General features: G+C 49.8%; 12 protein-coding genes and 1 pseudogene. 4 read left to right on the top strand and 9 right to left on the bottom strand.

Going from position 1 to position 13,077, the window contains the following annotated elements; genetic code table 11:
- Nucleotide 1: 1 nt before the first annotated feature.
- On the bottom strand, nt 2–1,354 hold the full coding sequence (locus RIF25_RS01290; RefSeq protein WP_322876762.1) for an ABC transporter ATP-binding protein: 1,353 nt from the start codon (nt 1,352–1,354) through the stop codon (nt 2–4).
- A 9-nt stretch (nt 1,355–1,363) separates the two neighbouring features.
- Nucleotides 1,364–2,176, bottom strand: coding sequence for an ABC transporter permease (locus RIF25_RS01285; protein ID WP_322876761.1), 813 nt, complete (start codon nt 2,174–2,176; stop codon nt 1,364–1,366).
- A gap of 116 nt (nt 2,177–2,292) precedes the next feature.
- On the opposite strand from RIF25_RS01285, the gene era reads away from it, so the two are divergent.
- Nucleotides 2,293–3,207, top strand: coding sequence for a GTPase Era (gene era / locus RIF25_RS01280; RefSeq protein WP_322876760.1), 915 nt, complete (start codon nt 2,293–2,295; stop codon nt 3,205–3,207).
- Nucleotides 3,208–3,227: 20 nt separating this feature from the next.
- On the opposite strand, the gene RIF25_RS01275 is transcribed toward era, so the two are convergent.
- The 7 genes from RIF25_RS01275 to RIF25_RS01245 all read right to left on the bottom strand — a co-directional run bounded on the left by RIF25_RS01275 (nt 3,228) and on the right by RIF25_RS01245 (nt 9,734).
- Entirely contained in the window at nt 3,228–4,307 is a 1,080-nt protein-coding gene (locus tag RIF25_RS01275; RefSeq protein ID WP_322876759.1) for an energy transducer TonB, read from the bottom strand.
- A 48-nt stretch (nt 4,308–4,355) separates the two neighbouring features.
- Nucleotides 4,356–4,979: a TMEM165/GDT1 family protein gene (locus RIF25_RS01270; RefSeq protein WP_322876758.1), complete on the bottom strand. Its 624-nt coding sequence runs from the start codon at nt 4,977–4,979 to the stop codon at nt 4,356–4,358.
- Between the two features lie 25 nt (nt 4,980–5,004).
- Nucleotides 5,005–6,879 (bottom strand): tetratricopeptide repeat protein, encoded by a 1,875-nt coding sequence (locus RIF25_RS01265; RefSeq protein ID WP_322876757.1) that lies wholly within the window; start codon nt 6,877–6,879, stop codon nt 5,005–5,007.
- Between the two features lie 191 nt (nt 6,880–7,070).
- Complete coding sequence (larB, locus tag RIF25_RS01260) at nt 7,071–7,841, bottom strand: nickel pincer cofactor biosynthesis protein LarB (protein ID WP_322876756.1); 771 nt, start codon at nt 7,839–7,841, stop codon at nt 7,071–7,073.
- A 21-nt stretch (nt 7,842–7,862) separates the two neighbouring features.
- Complete coding sequence (locus RIF25_RS01255; protein WP_322876755.1) at nt 7,863–8,033, bottom strand: twin-arginine translocase TatA/TatE family subunit; 171 nt, start codon at nt 8,031–8,033, stop codon at nt 7,863–7,865.
- Nucleotides 8,034–8,079: 46 nt separating this feature from the next.
- Nucleotides 8,080–8,661 carry a thioredoxin family protein gene (locus RIF25_RS01250; protein ID WP_322876754.1) on the bottom strand — a complete coding sequence of 194 codons (582 nt, stop codon included), beginning with the start codon at nt 8,659–8,661 and terminating at the stop codon, nt 8,080–8,082.
- A 32-nt stretch (nt 8,662–8,693) separates the two neighbouring features.
- The gene (locus RIF25_RS01245) at nt 8,694–9,734 is read right to left on the bottom strand and encodes a hypothetical protein (protein ID WP_322876753.1); all 1,041 of its coding nucleotides are present in this window, start codon (nt 9,732–9,734) and stop codon (nt 8,694–8,696) included.
- A gap of 620 nt (nt 9,735–10,354) precedes the next feature.
- On the opposite strand from RIF25_RS01245, the pseudogene RIF25_RS17045 reads away from it, so the two are divergent.
- From RIF25_RS17045 to RIF25_RS01230, 3 genes and pseudogenes are all read left to right on the top strand, one after another.
- Nucleotides 10,355–10,597, top strand: a pseudogene (locus tag RIF25_RS17045) (hypothetical protein); the annotation flags it as partial.
- Between the two features lie 414 nt (nt 10,598–11,011).
- Complete coding sequence (locus RIF25_RS01235; RefSeq protein WP_322876751.1) at nt 11,012–11,233, top strand: hypothetical protein; 222 nt, start codon at nt 11,012–11,014, stop codon at nt 11,231–11,233.
- Between the two features lie 172 nt (nt 11,234–11,405).
- Nucleotides 11,406–12,962 (top strand): B12-binding domain-containing radical SAM protein, encoded by a 1,557-nt coding sequence (locus tag RIF25_RS01230; protein ID WP_322876750.1) that lies wholly within the window; start codon nt 11,406–11,408, stop codon nt 12,960–12,962.
- Nucleotides 12,963–13,077: the final 115 nt, after the last annotated feature.

Here is a 13,077-nt window from a genome sequence, read left to right as displayed (position 1 = left end):
CTTAGGGACTGACTAATGACTCCGAACAAGCTGCTTCTAATAAGTTAACCGTAAACTTAACCTCAAAATGAACTGGCCCATGAATCACCCGCTTAGAGTAGAGATTGACATTAAAGAAATAGCCATACTCTAGATGATCATAGATAATCACCCGTTGTAAATCATACCGTTGATTGTCCTGATACCCAATTACCCCTAAGGTCATATAGTAGGCCCCGGCCCGGAGCGGAAAACAGAGGGTCACTTTGGCCTGAATCACTTGTCCAGGGTTGAGAACTGGGTAGTTTTGAGGTTGTAGATCTAAAATTGAAAATACCTCATTACCTTTCAAGTCCTTCACAATTAAACCGATGTCATAAACTGCAACATTTCGATTAGCTTTAAGGGTATATTCCGCAGTTACTAGTTCATCGTGATCAATATCCTGTCGAAAGCGGCCTCGAGCATCCAAAAGCTGAAAGTCAATGATTTGAATATCGCCGTTACCAATTCGCTCACTTTCTGTAATTTGGTGAATTGGAATTGCTGAAGATTGCGCTACATCACCTTCAAATTCAGATGAACTTTCTTGATCCAAGGCAACCTTTGATGTCATTGAGGTGGCAGCTAAAAACCCTTGATCTTCCCAAACTTCTTGCCGATAGGCCTGGGTAACATCTTTGGGCTTGCCCTCCATAGCAATTTGCCCATGTTTAAGCCAAAGGCAACGATCACACAGGCCAGTCATGGTACTGGTGTCATGGGAAACAAAAAGAACAGTAATGCCCCGATCCATCATGTTTCGCATCCGCTTAAAGCACTTGGCCTGGAAGTGAATATCCCCAACGGCCAAAGCTTCATCAACAATGAGAATATCGGGTTCTACACTTGTGGCAACGGCAAAGGCTAACCGCACCATCATTCCACTAGAATAGGTTTTGACTGGCTGATCAATAAAGTCTCCAATGTCAGCAAATGCCGTAATCTCTGCAAACTTTTCCTCAATTTCAACTGGCTTTAAGCCGAGAACCTGCCCGTTAAAATAAACGTTTTCCCGGCCCGTAAACTCAATATTAAACCCACTACCTAATTCCAACAGAGCCGCAATCCGTCCTTGAACCTTGAGGATACCGCTGGTGGGGGCTAGGGTACCGGCAATAATTTGTAGCAGGGTACTCTTACCTGAGCCATTTCGGCCAATAATACCCAGTGTTTCACCCCGTTGAACCCTTAGGCTGATATCCCGTAGGGCCCAAAACTCCTGCGCTTGACTGGCCTGTTTCCAGAAGATTTCCTTTAAGCGATCCCCTGGACGATCATAACGGCGATAACATTTAGAAACGTTGTCTAAGGAAATTAGGCTGTCTGTGGACATCACTCACCCCTAAAGGACATCGGCAAATGCAGGGCGTAAACGCCGATACACCCATAAACCTGTGGAAAAAATAATGACTGAAATGACTGTTGCCATGCCCAGATCCCGCCAATGTTCAACATTTCCCCCCAAGACCATATCTCGGTAGCTCTCAGCAATAGCAGCTAAAGGGTTGAGTCGAAAGACCCACGGCCGGATCCCAGCGGGAATGACCGAGGCTGGATAAACGAGCGGCGTAAGGTAAAACCAAGCATTTAGAATAACGCTTAAGCTTTGGGGAATATCGCGAATAAACACCGTTAATCCAGCACACCAATAACCCAGGCCAGCGGTAAACAACAACTGTGGGAGCCAGACCAGCGGTAATAAAATCAATGTCCAGGCAATATTGTGTAATGCAAAACCAGTCAAAATAATTAAGACCATTAACCCCAAGCTACTTTCTACAAAGGCAGCTAAAATTGGGACTAACGGCAATAGGGTTAAAGGAAATAATACTTTCTTAACTAAGTTTGGCTGGTTAATAACAGATGTACTGGCCTGGGAAACCCCGGTTACAAAAGCTGTCCAGGGAATTAAACCCGCAAAAAGCCAGAGACCAAAGATAAAATTGTTTTCCGGTAAATTTGCTAAGGTCAGCTTAACCTTCAGGACTATCCCAAAAACATAGGTATAGATTAACAGTTGGGATAATTGCTTCAGAAGTGACCAAAGATTGCCTAAGACAGAACCTTTATAGTAGCTTTCCAGTTCTCGTTTTACTAAGGCATGTAGCAGACTGAGATGGGCAGGGAGGGTTTTAGCAAAACTGGGATAAAACATTATGTGATCATACTATGCTAAGTCTCTGATTGAATCTTAGGATAGGGATCGCTGTAACTAACTGCAACTAGGTTGTTTATCATGATCGTCTTAGTAAATCAAGAGCTAATCTCTCCGTGTTAATTCCCCAGGCCCCGCCAGACTACCGATCTGGGTTTATTGCGATTATCGGCCGGCCCAACGTTGGCAAATCCACTCTCATGAACCAACTCATTGGTCAAAAGGTCGCGATCACCTCCCCGGTGGCCCAAACAACCCGGAATCGCCTGCGAGGAATTTTAACCACTGCGGCAGCCCAATTGATTTTTGTTGATACCCCTGGGATCCACAAACCCCACCATTCCCTTGGGCAAGTCCTTGTCAGTAATGCCAAACTCGCCATCAACGCGGTGGATGTGATTTTATTTGTGGTGGATGGTTCTGTGAAGGCTGGTAATGGAGATCGCTACATTGCCGAGTTGCTCAAAACGGCGACAATCCCAGTGATTTTAGGCCAAAACAAAACCGACCGCCTGACGGACCCCGGCCCCGTTGCCGCCACCTATCAGGAACTCGCGCAAACCTATGGTTGGCAATCCTCAGCCTTTTCAGCCTTGACAGAGACTGGCTTACCGGAATTACAACAGCAGTTGGTTACTCTCTTACCCCCAGGCCCCTATTATTACCCCCCCGATCTGGTCACCGATCAACCCGAGCGATTTATCATGGGCGAACTAATTCGAGAGCAAATCTTAGCCCAAACCCGGGATGAAGTGCCCCATTCTGTAGCTGTAACCATTGAGCAGGTTGTGGAAGAACCCAAAATCACCAAAGTCCTGGCCAGCATTTATGTGGAACGGCCCTCCCAAAAAGCGATCATCATTGGCAAAGGGGGACTAATGCTCAAGGCCATCGGCACCGAGGCGCGGGCCCAAATGCAAAAACTCATCCTTGGGCCAGTCTATTTAGAACTATTTGTCAAAGTCCGCACTCGCTGGCGACAATCCAAAATTCATCTAGCAGAACTCGGTTATCGGGTTGAATCGGACTAAGCCAACCTCTCAATGACCAACTAATTCGGATTATTCTCGGTCGGACTCGTTTGGGGAGTGGGACTGGCCTCTGGGGTGGGGGTGGTCTCGGCTGGGGGTGGGCTGGGGACGAGTTGATTTTCTGCGGCGGGTAGAGGTGGAGTTGTCGGGGTGGGTGCAATGCTGGGGCTAACCGTCGGCGTGGGCGAAGCCTCTGGGGAAGTTGGGCTGGCAGGGCGGGGAGGTTGTCCACAAACGGCTGGGTTATAGACAAAATCGAGGGTATAAAGTAGGGCCTGGTATTGTCCACCACTGGGAAAACTTTGGGCTGCCACCGTGCGAACTGCCACTTGATCGAGCACCCCATGGCCACTGGAGCGAATTAACTGGGGATTTTGACTGAACCCAGAGGCTGCGGAGGTACTGGCCAACCGACCTTCTGGAGTGATAAGAACAGCCACAGCCACCCGTCCTTGTAACTGATCCGCACAGGCCCCGGCGGGATAGGGCGGCTCCAACTTGGCAGTAAAGTTTAGGCTAATCACAGCCCCATTAATGCTGCTCCGGGCCTGGGAAATCCACCGAGACAAGCCGGAAAGGGCCTGCTGATCATCCGTGGGCGAAGTGACCGCGTTAGGAGTTTCATTGGGACTGGGGGCAACTAAATCAGGGGCCACAGCCACATCACTGGGGCCATCAGGTAGGGTGCGAATCGTTGGGGGGAGGGGGGGAGATTGGCTGAGGCGGGGCCGTGTCACCACAGAGGGAAAGGGGGCATAGATGGGGGGGGGCAGTTGGCTAAAGCTCGGTAAGGGAGTCAAGGCCGGTAACGGCGGCAGTGGGGGTAAGGCATCAAAGCTGATGGGGGGTAAAGCAAATTCCTCACCCAGGCCGGCAATGGTTTGACTCAAGTTGGGTAATTCGTCTGGCACCAGGGGCGTTAAGGACGGCAGCAGGGCCGTTTGGGTGGGAGAAAGGGTCACGAGATCCACCGTCTCGGCAATCTCTGGGCTGCGCTCAGGCGGCGTGGGAATGAACACCGTCAGAAACAACAGGCCGTGAAACCCCAAGGAGGCAATTAAGCCTAGGCGATGGGGATCTTGTAATGGGCCCGGCAACATCTGTACCAAGCGGCCCCAATCGTAGGATGGCAACGAAAACCTCAACACCTAAATACCCTCAACCCACATCACCATAGCAAAGATAAGAAATAGGATGCCCCCCAAGAGGGTAATGTTCCGCTCGGAAATCCGCCCCGCCAAGAGACCACCCCCGACCACCGCAATCAAGGTGGAAATTCCATGGCCAGTAATTGCCCCTAAGGCCACCCCCCAGGGATTTTGGGCCGCAGCCAAGGTGAGCGTTGCAATTTGAGTCCGGTCGCCCCATTCCGCCAGAAATGTCAAGGTAAAAGCCTCACCGACAATCGCCCAAGCCGAGTTAGCCTGACGCGGACTCATCTCTTTTTCCGCCTTTTCCACCAGTTCTTCAGCTTCAGCCGTTTCAGCAGCGACTCCTTGGGCGGGCATTTTCCAGGCCTGGTAAAGCAACCGCAAGCCAAAAAACATAAACAAGCCAATTGCCCCATAGCGAGTATATTGAGGCGGCAACAGAGCTAAAACTTGTCCCATCAGCACCGAAAGAATCGTCATCAGGGATAAGGCTAGCCAGGCCCCAAGAAATACCCAACGTTTAGGGTGGCGGGTCGCAAGAATCACCCCAATGAAAAAAGTTTTATCGCCAATTTCGGAAACCGTAATCAGCAAAAGTCCCGCAGTGAAAGCCGTTAGCATGGGGGGCTAGAAAATTTCTGAGACATTAAATTTTAGTCATCCTCGATTTTTTCATAGAAATGCCCCTCAATATTAAGTCTTTGATCTGAGGTATGACCGTTTGCCAAGCATTGGCCTGGGTTTGCCGGAACAGTTGCACAGTCGGATACCAAGGCGAGTCGGGACGTTTTAATTGCCAGCGCCAATCGGGGATAAAGGGCAGCAAAATAGCAGTGGGCATCCCCAAAGAGCCTGACAAATGGGCCACTGCGGTATCGACACTAATGACTAAATCTAAATGTCTCAGCCAGGCCGCCGTATCCGCAAAATCCTCCAGGTGGGGGGAACAGTCAAAGATTCCAGCTTGGGCCAATTGAGTCCCTTCAGCCAATGTTATGTCCTTTTGTAAACTGAACAGGGAGATCTCTGGTATGGAGGCGAGGGGAAGAAGTAACTCCAGGGGGCAGGAACGTTTGGGGGCAGTTGGACTGTGGGCACTAGTCTGCCAAACCAGGCCTACCCGGAGATTCTCGGCTGCTTCTTGGGGATAACCGCTAACCCGACTGACCTCTAAACCCGATGTTGTCAAGAGAGAAAGGGGTGGGGGAATGGTTTCTAAGCCCAAAAGAAACGGCAGACTTAGCAAGGGGGCATGACAGTCAAATTTGGGTAGGGGCTGTCCCTGGGGGATCCGGGTAAAGTGAGAATTTAAGGGCTGCAAAAGGCGATAGAGGGGTAAGGGCGTTTCCAAGAGGATGGGGCCACCCAAGGTTTGCAGCCAGGGTAAGTAGCGACTAAATTGAATCACATCTCCCAGGCCCTGTTCGGCATAAATCAGGAGGGTGCGTCCTTCTAGGGGTTGCCCATCCCAGGCCGGTTGCTCAAAACTGTGCAAGGTTGCCTGTGAGTGTTGCCAGCGCCATTCATATTCCGCCCAACCCCGTTTGTAATCCCCCTTCAGGAGTAACGTCATCGCCCGGTTCAAGCGAATATCCCCATCTTCGGGACTGAGTTGACAGGCCTGGTCAAAGGCTTGCAGGGCGGGTTCTAAATGTCCCTGTTCGAGGAGGGTTGTGCCCAGGCCATTGTGGGCCATTGCTAAGTTGCGGTCATATTTTAAGCAGGTTTGATAGGCCCCCATTGCCAAGTCATAGCGACCTTGTCCAAGGTAAATGTGGGCTAGTTCTAAGCGGGCCGCCACCAAATCCGGTTCAAGCTCCAAGACCTGTTGATAAATTTCGGCCGCCTGATCCATTTGTTGCTGTTGCTGGAAAATCCGCCCGCGATTAAAGGCTGCTTTGACATGGTGGGGATCAACTGTCAAGGCCTGGTCAAAGTGCCCCAAGGCTTCCGGATAGCGATTCATTTCCACATACAAACTGCCCAGGTTGTTATGGGCATCACTATCTTGGGGATTAAATTGCAGGGCTTGTTCATAACAGGCCAGGGCTTCCGTCAATAACCCTTTAGCCTGAAAGGCCGTGCCCATGTTAAACATCGCTGTGGCAGCATCGGGTTGAGCCGTTAAGGCCGCTTGGTAACTCTGAATCGCCTGATCTAACTGGGCCAAATCTAGATGGGCATTTCCCAAATTGATCTGCGCCTCGGCCCAATCCGGCTTAATTTCCACGGCCTTGGTGTAATGGGGAATCGCCGCTACGGTCAAACCCAACTGATGGAGGAGTAATCCCAAGGAGTATTGGGCCGGGGCATACCAGGGATCCAAATCCACCGCTTTTTGAAACTGACGGCGGGCATTTAACCAATCTTCAGCTTTGCTGGCAATTAACCCCAACAAATAATAGGCCTCGGCCTGGGGGCGTTCTTTGATTGCTTTTTGGGCAATTTGTTCAGCCTCCTGCCAGCGTTGGGCCTGGAAATAACGCCATGCCTTTTGGAGATCGGTACGTTTGGGCCACATGGACGTTAGGACTTAACTGAGTATTTCAAAATAATCAACAGAATCATCACAATGCCAGGCCGTGAGGATCCCGAGTGTTCTTTGCACGGTTGAATAATCATCAAAGAATCTTCCCAGTATCATATATCGCGGCTGTATCCGGTTCTCGCCCATTAACAACAATTGCTCTCGCTCGGAAATCAAGAGCATCATCAATGAGGGAGCTTCGTTGCCGCTCGGATAATTTGTCCTGCCAAGACTGCTGCCCCAAAGCCATTATCAATATTGACGACCCCAATTCCCGGTGCACAGGAGTTTAACATCGTCAACAACGGAGCCAAGCCGCCAAAACTGGCCCCATAGCCAATACTGGTCGGGACTGCAATCACGGGCACATCCACCAATCCAGCGACAACACTGGCTAAGGCCCCCTCCATCCCCGCCACCACAATCAACACCTGGGCCTGGTTTAATTGTTCGCGGACACTCAAGAGACGGTGAATCCCAGCCACCCCCACATCCCAAAACCGCTGAATGGCAAACCCATGTAACCCGGCAGTGATGGCGGCTTCTTCGGCTACAGCTAAATCTGCGGTTCCGGCTGCTAACAGGCCAATAGTGCCCGGAAATCTCGGCATAGCCACATCTGCGGTGCTACAAATCCGAGCCGCTGGAAAATAATAAAGATCGCGTAAGATCGCATTGAGTTCCCCAAAGACCTCAGCCGTGATCCGCGTGGCCATGACACAGGGATGATGGGCCCGCATGGCCTGGAAAATCTCAACCAGTTGGGCAGTTGTTTTACCTGGGCCCCAAATCACTTCGGGAAAGCCTGTACGGATGGCCCGATGATGATCCAGCTTGGCAAAATTTCCCACTGGTTCGTAGGATAAATATTTCAGCTTATCCCAGGCCTGGTCTGGAGACACCGATCCTTGGGCTACAGCCGTCAGCAATTCCCGCAATGATTCTAGATGCCCCATTCTGATCAATCCCTAGGGTTCTTAGGCCGGATCATCATCGGGTTTACGGGTAGGGCCGGGTTGAATTTCGGACTTAAATCCCAAAAAAGTCTTAGCTAAGGAGCGACCCAATTCTGGGAGTTTCTGCGGGCCGAAAATAACAATGGCCACCACCACCGCAATCGCCACCTCAGGCCAACCCAAATTAAACATAGTGCTTCTGTATCCTCGTGTTTTGCTTAGTCTAGCGGTTTCGGGTTTAACCGTAGTAATCAGGTTCGTTGCCCGGAATCCATTTAATATTGCACCCCAGGCTGGGAATTTGATGGGGATCGGGGATTTGATCGGCTAAGACCTGATCAATGGCAGCTCGTAAGTCTTTCCCCGTCACAGGCGCGTCATTGCGGGGGCGGCTCTCATCTAACTGTCCCCGATAGGCTAACTTCCGGTCAGAATCAAAGAGAAAGAAATCTGGAGTACAGGCGGCGGTGTAGGCCTGGGCCACTTTTTGGGTTTCGTCATAGCAGAGGGGGAACACAAAGCCTAATGTTTCGGCCATCTCTTTCAAAGAAGCAGGACTATCATCCGGGTAAGCCGCCGCATCATTGGCACTGATCGCCACAATTCCCAGGCCCTGGCCCTTGTAATCCAGGCCAATTTTGGCCAATTCTACCTCCACGTGCTTGACATAGGGGCAATGGCGGCAAATGAACATCACCAAGAGGGCTTTTTCATGGGCAAAACTACTGAGGCTAATGATGTTTCCCGTCACAACATCAGGCAAGGCAAAATCTGGGGCTGGGATGCCGAGTTCCAGCATGGTTGATTCTGTCCGGGCCATCATGTCCTCCTGAAGTCTTAAATGTCTTTATTTTAGGGAACGGTGGCCACCCGATGCACAATCACTGGTTTTTGCCCAATAATTGGCGGGCGCACAAGTACTTGTCCGGCTGTGTCTGTAATCAGCAACTTAGCAAATTCCAGTTCATGACTTCGCTGCCAAAGCTCTTGGGCCAGGCCATCCTGCGCTGAGGGAGAGAGGTCATACCAGGCCGGGTTGAAGGTCAATCGGGCTGCCCCTGTGGTTTGATCCAAGACCAAATCTGCCACCAGGCCATGCCGATAGCGGTCACTAATCCCCAGCAGTTGATTCTGAGCATCGGCTAAGGCAGCTTCCGCAGGGCTAAGTTGGGGAACAATGGGAGCATCTTCAACCGCAATCACAGGTTCAGGTACTTCTATTGCTGCTCCTCCAGGGGGGATCGCTTCGGCGGGTGCAGGGGTCAGGGTTGGCTCTACTGGAGTCTCAAGGTCTGGCTGATCACTGATGGTTGGTGGAGCAGTCCCGATCAGGTTAGTTTCCGGGGGCGGCTCAGGCTCAATGATTTCTGTGGGAGGAGTTTCTGATGGGGTCTGTTCAGGGGCTAACTCAACCGGGGGCAGGGCATTGGGGGCCGGGCGGGGTTTAACCAAGACGGTGGTTTGGGCTGGCGGCGGCGCGAGGATTGGAGTCGGGCGAGTTTTCGGGGGCGGGGGTGTGGCCGGGGATTGACTGGGGCCAGGCCAGAGGAAAATTAAAAGAATGCCGATAAAAATTGCCGTTAAGCCTGTTTCGGTCAGTTTTCCTTGCCAGGCCGAGGGGAGTTTGCCCCGTAACCAGGCCATCAATTGCCACCACTTTGCCCCGAGAGTTTGGAACCAGGGTTGAGCCTTGAGAAGATAGGAGGATTCAGGGCTAGGGGCCGGTAATTGGAGTTGACCGGAGCGAGTTTCTAAACGACTGAGGAGAATTTCGCCCCCTTTGATCACACTTTGGAGAATGACAATACTTTCTCGCACCAGAACTGGTTGGGCTATTGTCCAGACTCGACTAATCCAGGCAGTCTTAGGAGGGGCCGGTGGGGAATTACTCATAGACTCAGCTTCAGGGTAAATAGCCAGTACCGCTAAGGATCACTGTATAACATCAGATACGATCCTTCGGACAACGCGACTGTAGTACTGACCGGATTGGGTCTTTTCTCACACGACGACGGTAATACAGCGTGCAAGTCCTTCATTAAACGCAATATCTCTCTACATCCATTTGAACACAATATTCTGAGGCATTACCAGTTTATTCATCACGACAATGCATCATCACTTGTGTAGAACTATCCAAGGATAATTAACCATGACTAGATTGGCACTCTCTATCGTGATAGGTAATCTAAATCAAGCCTACTACATTAATTCAAACAATAACATCAACTCGATTTAGAACAATGGGCTGTCATACTTAATGACTAATAACAACTACCAGGTTCAATGCAGTGTCAATCCTATCAACTCTGTATTAATCCCTGTGTAAGTTACTACTGAAATTGCAAGCACTGCCTGGTGTGATTCCAGCCTTTACGCAATTTCCTGGCTAGAGAGATAGAATTAATCTCTGTCTCTCTTCCTCCCATTGAGCTGATGAAAAGATTTTTCAAAAACCTTTACTCTGGCTCACTTGTAAAAACAGTTAATCTCTAATCTATGGGAGAATAATTATGAGTGCTACAACCAACAATCCAACCCTGCACGAGTCCACGCCTGATTCCTACGATGCTCACCTCATTCCAGCCGAAACTGCGGCTCGCAAGGATCGGGAAGGCGATGTTTATAAACGTATTCCTGAGAACACTGAAGGTCTCGATAGCATTGATACAACCGGTGGCTACACCGTTGATAAAGAAGGATTGGTCAATAACTACGCCTCGGAACCGGAAATGTACGCTGAAACACCCGGTGATCTCTTCGCTAGCTGCAATAGTTCAACCATGACGAATACTTACACAATTATTGATATTTTCGCCACCCTTCCAGAAGCAGAGCGGATGGTTTCAGAGATGAAATCAGCAGGTTTAGGTGCGGACAAAATTGCCATTATTGGTCAGAACTACCAATCTCCCGATGCTGGTATAGGTGTACTGAATTGGCCGCATATTTATCAATCGGGTGGATTAGCGATTGCCTTGGTCGAACTGGGTATTACCAGCAGCGAAGCAACAAATTATGAAGCTGAAATTAAAGCGGGTAAGTTTGTGGTTTTACTCGTTGGGAGTGAGGCGAATATTATCCAGGCCCACAATCTACTTCACAACATTGGCCATCGGATTAATCAGGTTGTTACCCCTTAAACGGGATCCGAATGGTAGCCTAGTGTTATGCCTGATTTAAGAGTTATTAATTTTTATATCTGCCTAACGACATCAGTTCAAGCACAACCGATTCATTGGAGTGATATCATGCCAAAAGAAAAAAAGGGAAATAAAGAAACCAAAAAGCCTAAAGCTCCTACAGATGGCTCTAAGAAACCGAAAAAAGACCCCAAACGCCATGACGGCCCAGGCCTGTCCAGTCAGTTTATATCCCATTTCCATGAATAAATAACGTTTACTTGATTCAGATTATTTTGCCTCAGTCACCCAGCTGGCCTGACTTATATTTGAGGTAATGAGAAACGACTCAGAAATAAGATTTATTTGTCATTAACTCATCATTGAGTGATGATCATGCTTCCTTGTTGATCAACAGCAATAGCTCTGTGGGAGGGAATGCATGAACGCTCTGTTACTCTATCCTCAATTTCCCCAGTCCTTCTGGTCATACGACCGATTTATGAAATTGGCGGGCTTGAAGGCTGTGATTCCACCCTTGGGAATTATTACCGTTGCCGCGCTCTTACCTGAAGACTGGGAGATACGATTTTTTGATCGGAATGTTGGCTGTGAATCGGAGGCTGACTGGGCCTGGTGTGATTTAGTGATTCTTTCGGCCATGTTGGTGCAAAAACCCGATTTCCAGGCCTTGATTCATAAGGCAGTGCAGTTGGGAAAACCCGTTGCCGTCGGTGGCCCATACCCCACCTCTGTCCCTGAAGATGCCTTGGCCGCAGGCGCTAATTTCCTCGTTTTAGATGAAGGGGAAATGACGGTGCCCCAGTTTCTCGCGGCCTGGAATCGGGGGGAAACCCAGGGTGTATTTCGGTCTCTAGAAAAACCCGATGTTAGCCAAAGTCCCCGGCCCCGTTTTGATCTGCTGCAACGAAATGCTTATTTAATGATGGCCATCCAGTTTTCCCGCGGTTGCCCCTTTAACTGTGAATTTTGCGATATTATCTCCCTCTATGGCCGTAAACCTCGCACCAAAGAACCGGAACAAGCTCTGGCGGAGTTACAAACCTTGTATGACTTGGGTTGGCGGGGCTCGCTCTTTGTGGTGGATGATAATTTTATTGGCAACCAGCGAAATGTCAAACGATTTCTCCGCACCTTGATTCCGTGGATGAAGTCACACCACTATCCCTTTGCCTTTATTACTGAAGCATCGGTTAATCTGGCCGAAGATGATGAACTACTCCAACTGATGCGGGAAGCCGGATTCTATGCGGTTTTTCTCGGCATTGAAACCCCAGATCAAGACAGTTTACAGGTCGCGCGTAAAGTCCAAAATACCCGTAACCCTTTGATTGCAGCTTGCCAAAAAATTAACGAGGCAGGTTTGTTGATTTATGCCGGATTTATTTTGGGGTTTGATGGGGAACGCAGCGGGGCCGGTGAGCGGATCCAGGCCTTTGTTGCCCAAACCAACATTCCCCAGCCAATGTTAGGGATTCTCCAGGCCTTACCCAACACAGCCCTCTGGGATCGCCTCAAACAAGAGCATCGCTTAGTAGAAAGCAATAGCCCTCTGACCGGGGATCAAAATACTCTGATGAACTTTATCCCGACTCGCCCCGTAGCGGATATTGCTCGGGAATATGTTTCTGGTTTTTGGACAATGTACGAACCCAGACATTACCTCAGACGCTGTTTATACCAATGCCTCCAGATTCGTTCCCCCCAAAATCGGAAACAGGTGATGCAATTTTCCCTGAGTCAAGGCCTGCGACTGATCATGCAACTCATTTGGCATCAAGGGCTACGCCGGTCGGAAATTCGGGGGCAGTTTTGGGTACAACTTTGGATTATTATCTCCAAAAAGCCAGAAGTGTTGCATCTCTATCTTGGCCTCTGTGCTGCTGGGGAACATTTTTGGGACTATCGGGAATTAGCCCGCCAACGCCTGACCCAACAGTTGGGCTATGACCCAATCGCAGTAAATTTTTCTACGTAACTTAACATTTCAAGGTAACTTAGCCCTGCATGGCAGATATTTTGTGTTGAAAATAAAAATTTCTCGCCGCTCATCCTTGCCGCTCCGATCAAGAGCAACTTGTCGGCAGCCCAAT

Origin of the sequence: Pseudocalidococcus azoricus BACA0444, assembly GCF_031729055.1 — a bacterium.
Classification (GTDB): Bacteria; Cyanobacteriota; Cyanobacteriia; order Thermosynechococcales; family Thermosynechococcaceae; genus Pseudocalidococcus; species Pseudocalidococcus azoricus.
The sequence above is the reverse complement of the archived record's forward strand: the minus strand, read 5'-3'. Positions and strand labels throughout refer to the sequence as shown.

Excerpts from the sequence above, each read along its gene's own strand:
- RIF25_RS01290 (WP_322876762.1), bottom strand. The coding sequence starts at position 1,354 with ATGTCCACAGACAGCCTAATTTCCTTAGACAACGTTTCTAAATGTTAT.
- RIF25_RS01285 (WP_322876761.1), bottom strand. The coding sequence starts at position 2,176 with ATGTTTTATCCCAGTTTTGCTAAAACCCTCCCTGCCCATCTCAGTCTG.
- RIF25_RS01275 (WP_322876759.1), bottom strand. The coding sequence starts at position 4,307 with ATGTTGCCGGGCCCATTACAAGATCCCCATCGCCTAGGCTTAATTGCC.
- RIF25_RS01270 (WP_322876758.1), bottom strand. The coding sequence starts at position 4,979 with ATGCTAACGGCTTTCACTGCGGGACTTTTGCTGATTACGGTTTCCGAA.
- RIF25_RS01265 (WP_322876757.1), bottom strand. The coding sequence starts at position 6,879 with ATGTGGCCCAAACGTACCGATCTCCAAAAGGCATGGCGTTATTTCCAG.
- larB (WP_322876756.1), bottom strand. The coding sequence starts at position 7,841 with ATGGGGCATCTAGAATCATTGCGGGAATTGCTGACGGCTGTAGCCCAA.
- RIF25_RS01255 (WP_322876755.1), bottom strand. The coding sequence starts at position 8,033 with ATGTTTAATTTGGGTTGGCCTGAGGTGGCGATTGCGGTGGTGGTGGCC.
- RIF25_RS01250 (WP_322876754.1), bottom strand. The coding sequence starts at position 8,661 with ATGGCCCGGACAGAATCAACCATGCTGGAACTCGGCATCCCAGCCCCA.
- RIF25_RS01245 (WP_322876753.1), bottom strand. The coding sequence starts at position 9,734 with ATGAGTAATTCCCCACCGGCCCCTCCTAAGACTGCCTGGATTAGTCGA.
- RIF25_RS01235 (WP_322876751.1), top strand. The coding sequence starts at position 11,012 with ATGCCTGATTTAAGAGTTATTAATTTTTATATCTGCCTAACGACATCA.
- RIF25_RS01230 (WP_322876750.1), top strand. The coding sequence starts at position 11,406 with ATGAACGCTCTGTTACTCTATCCTCAATTTCCCCAGTCCTTCTGGTCA.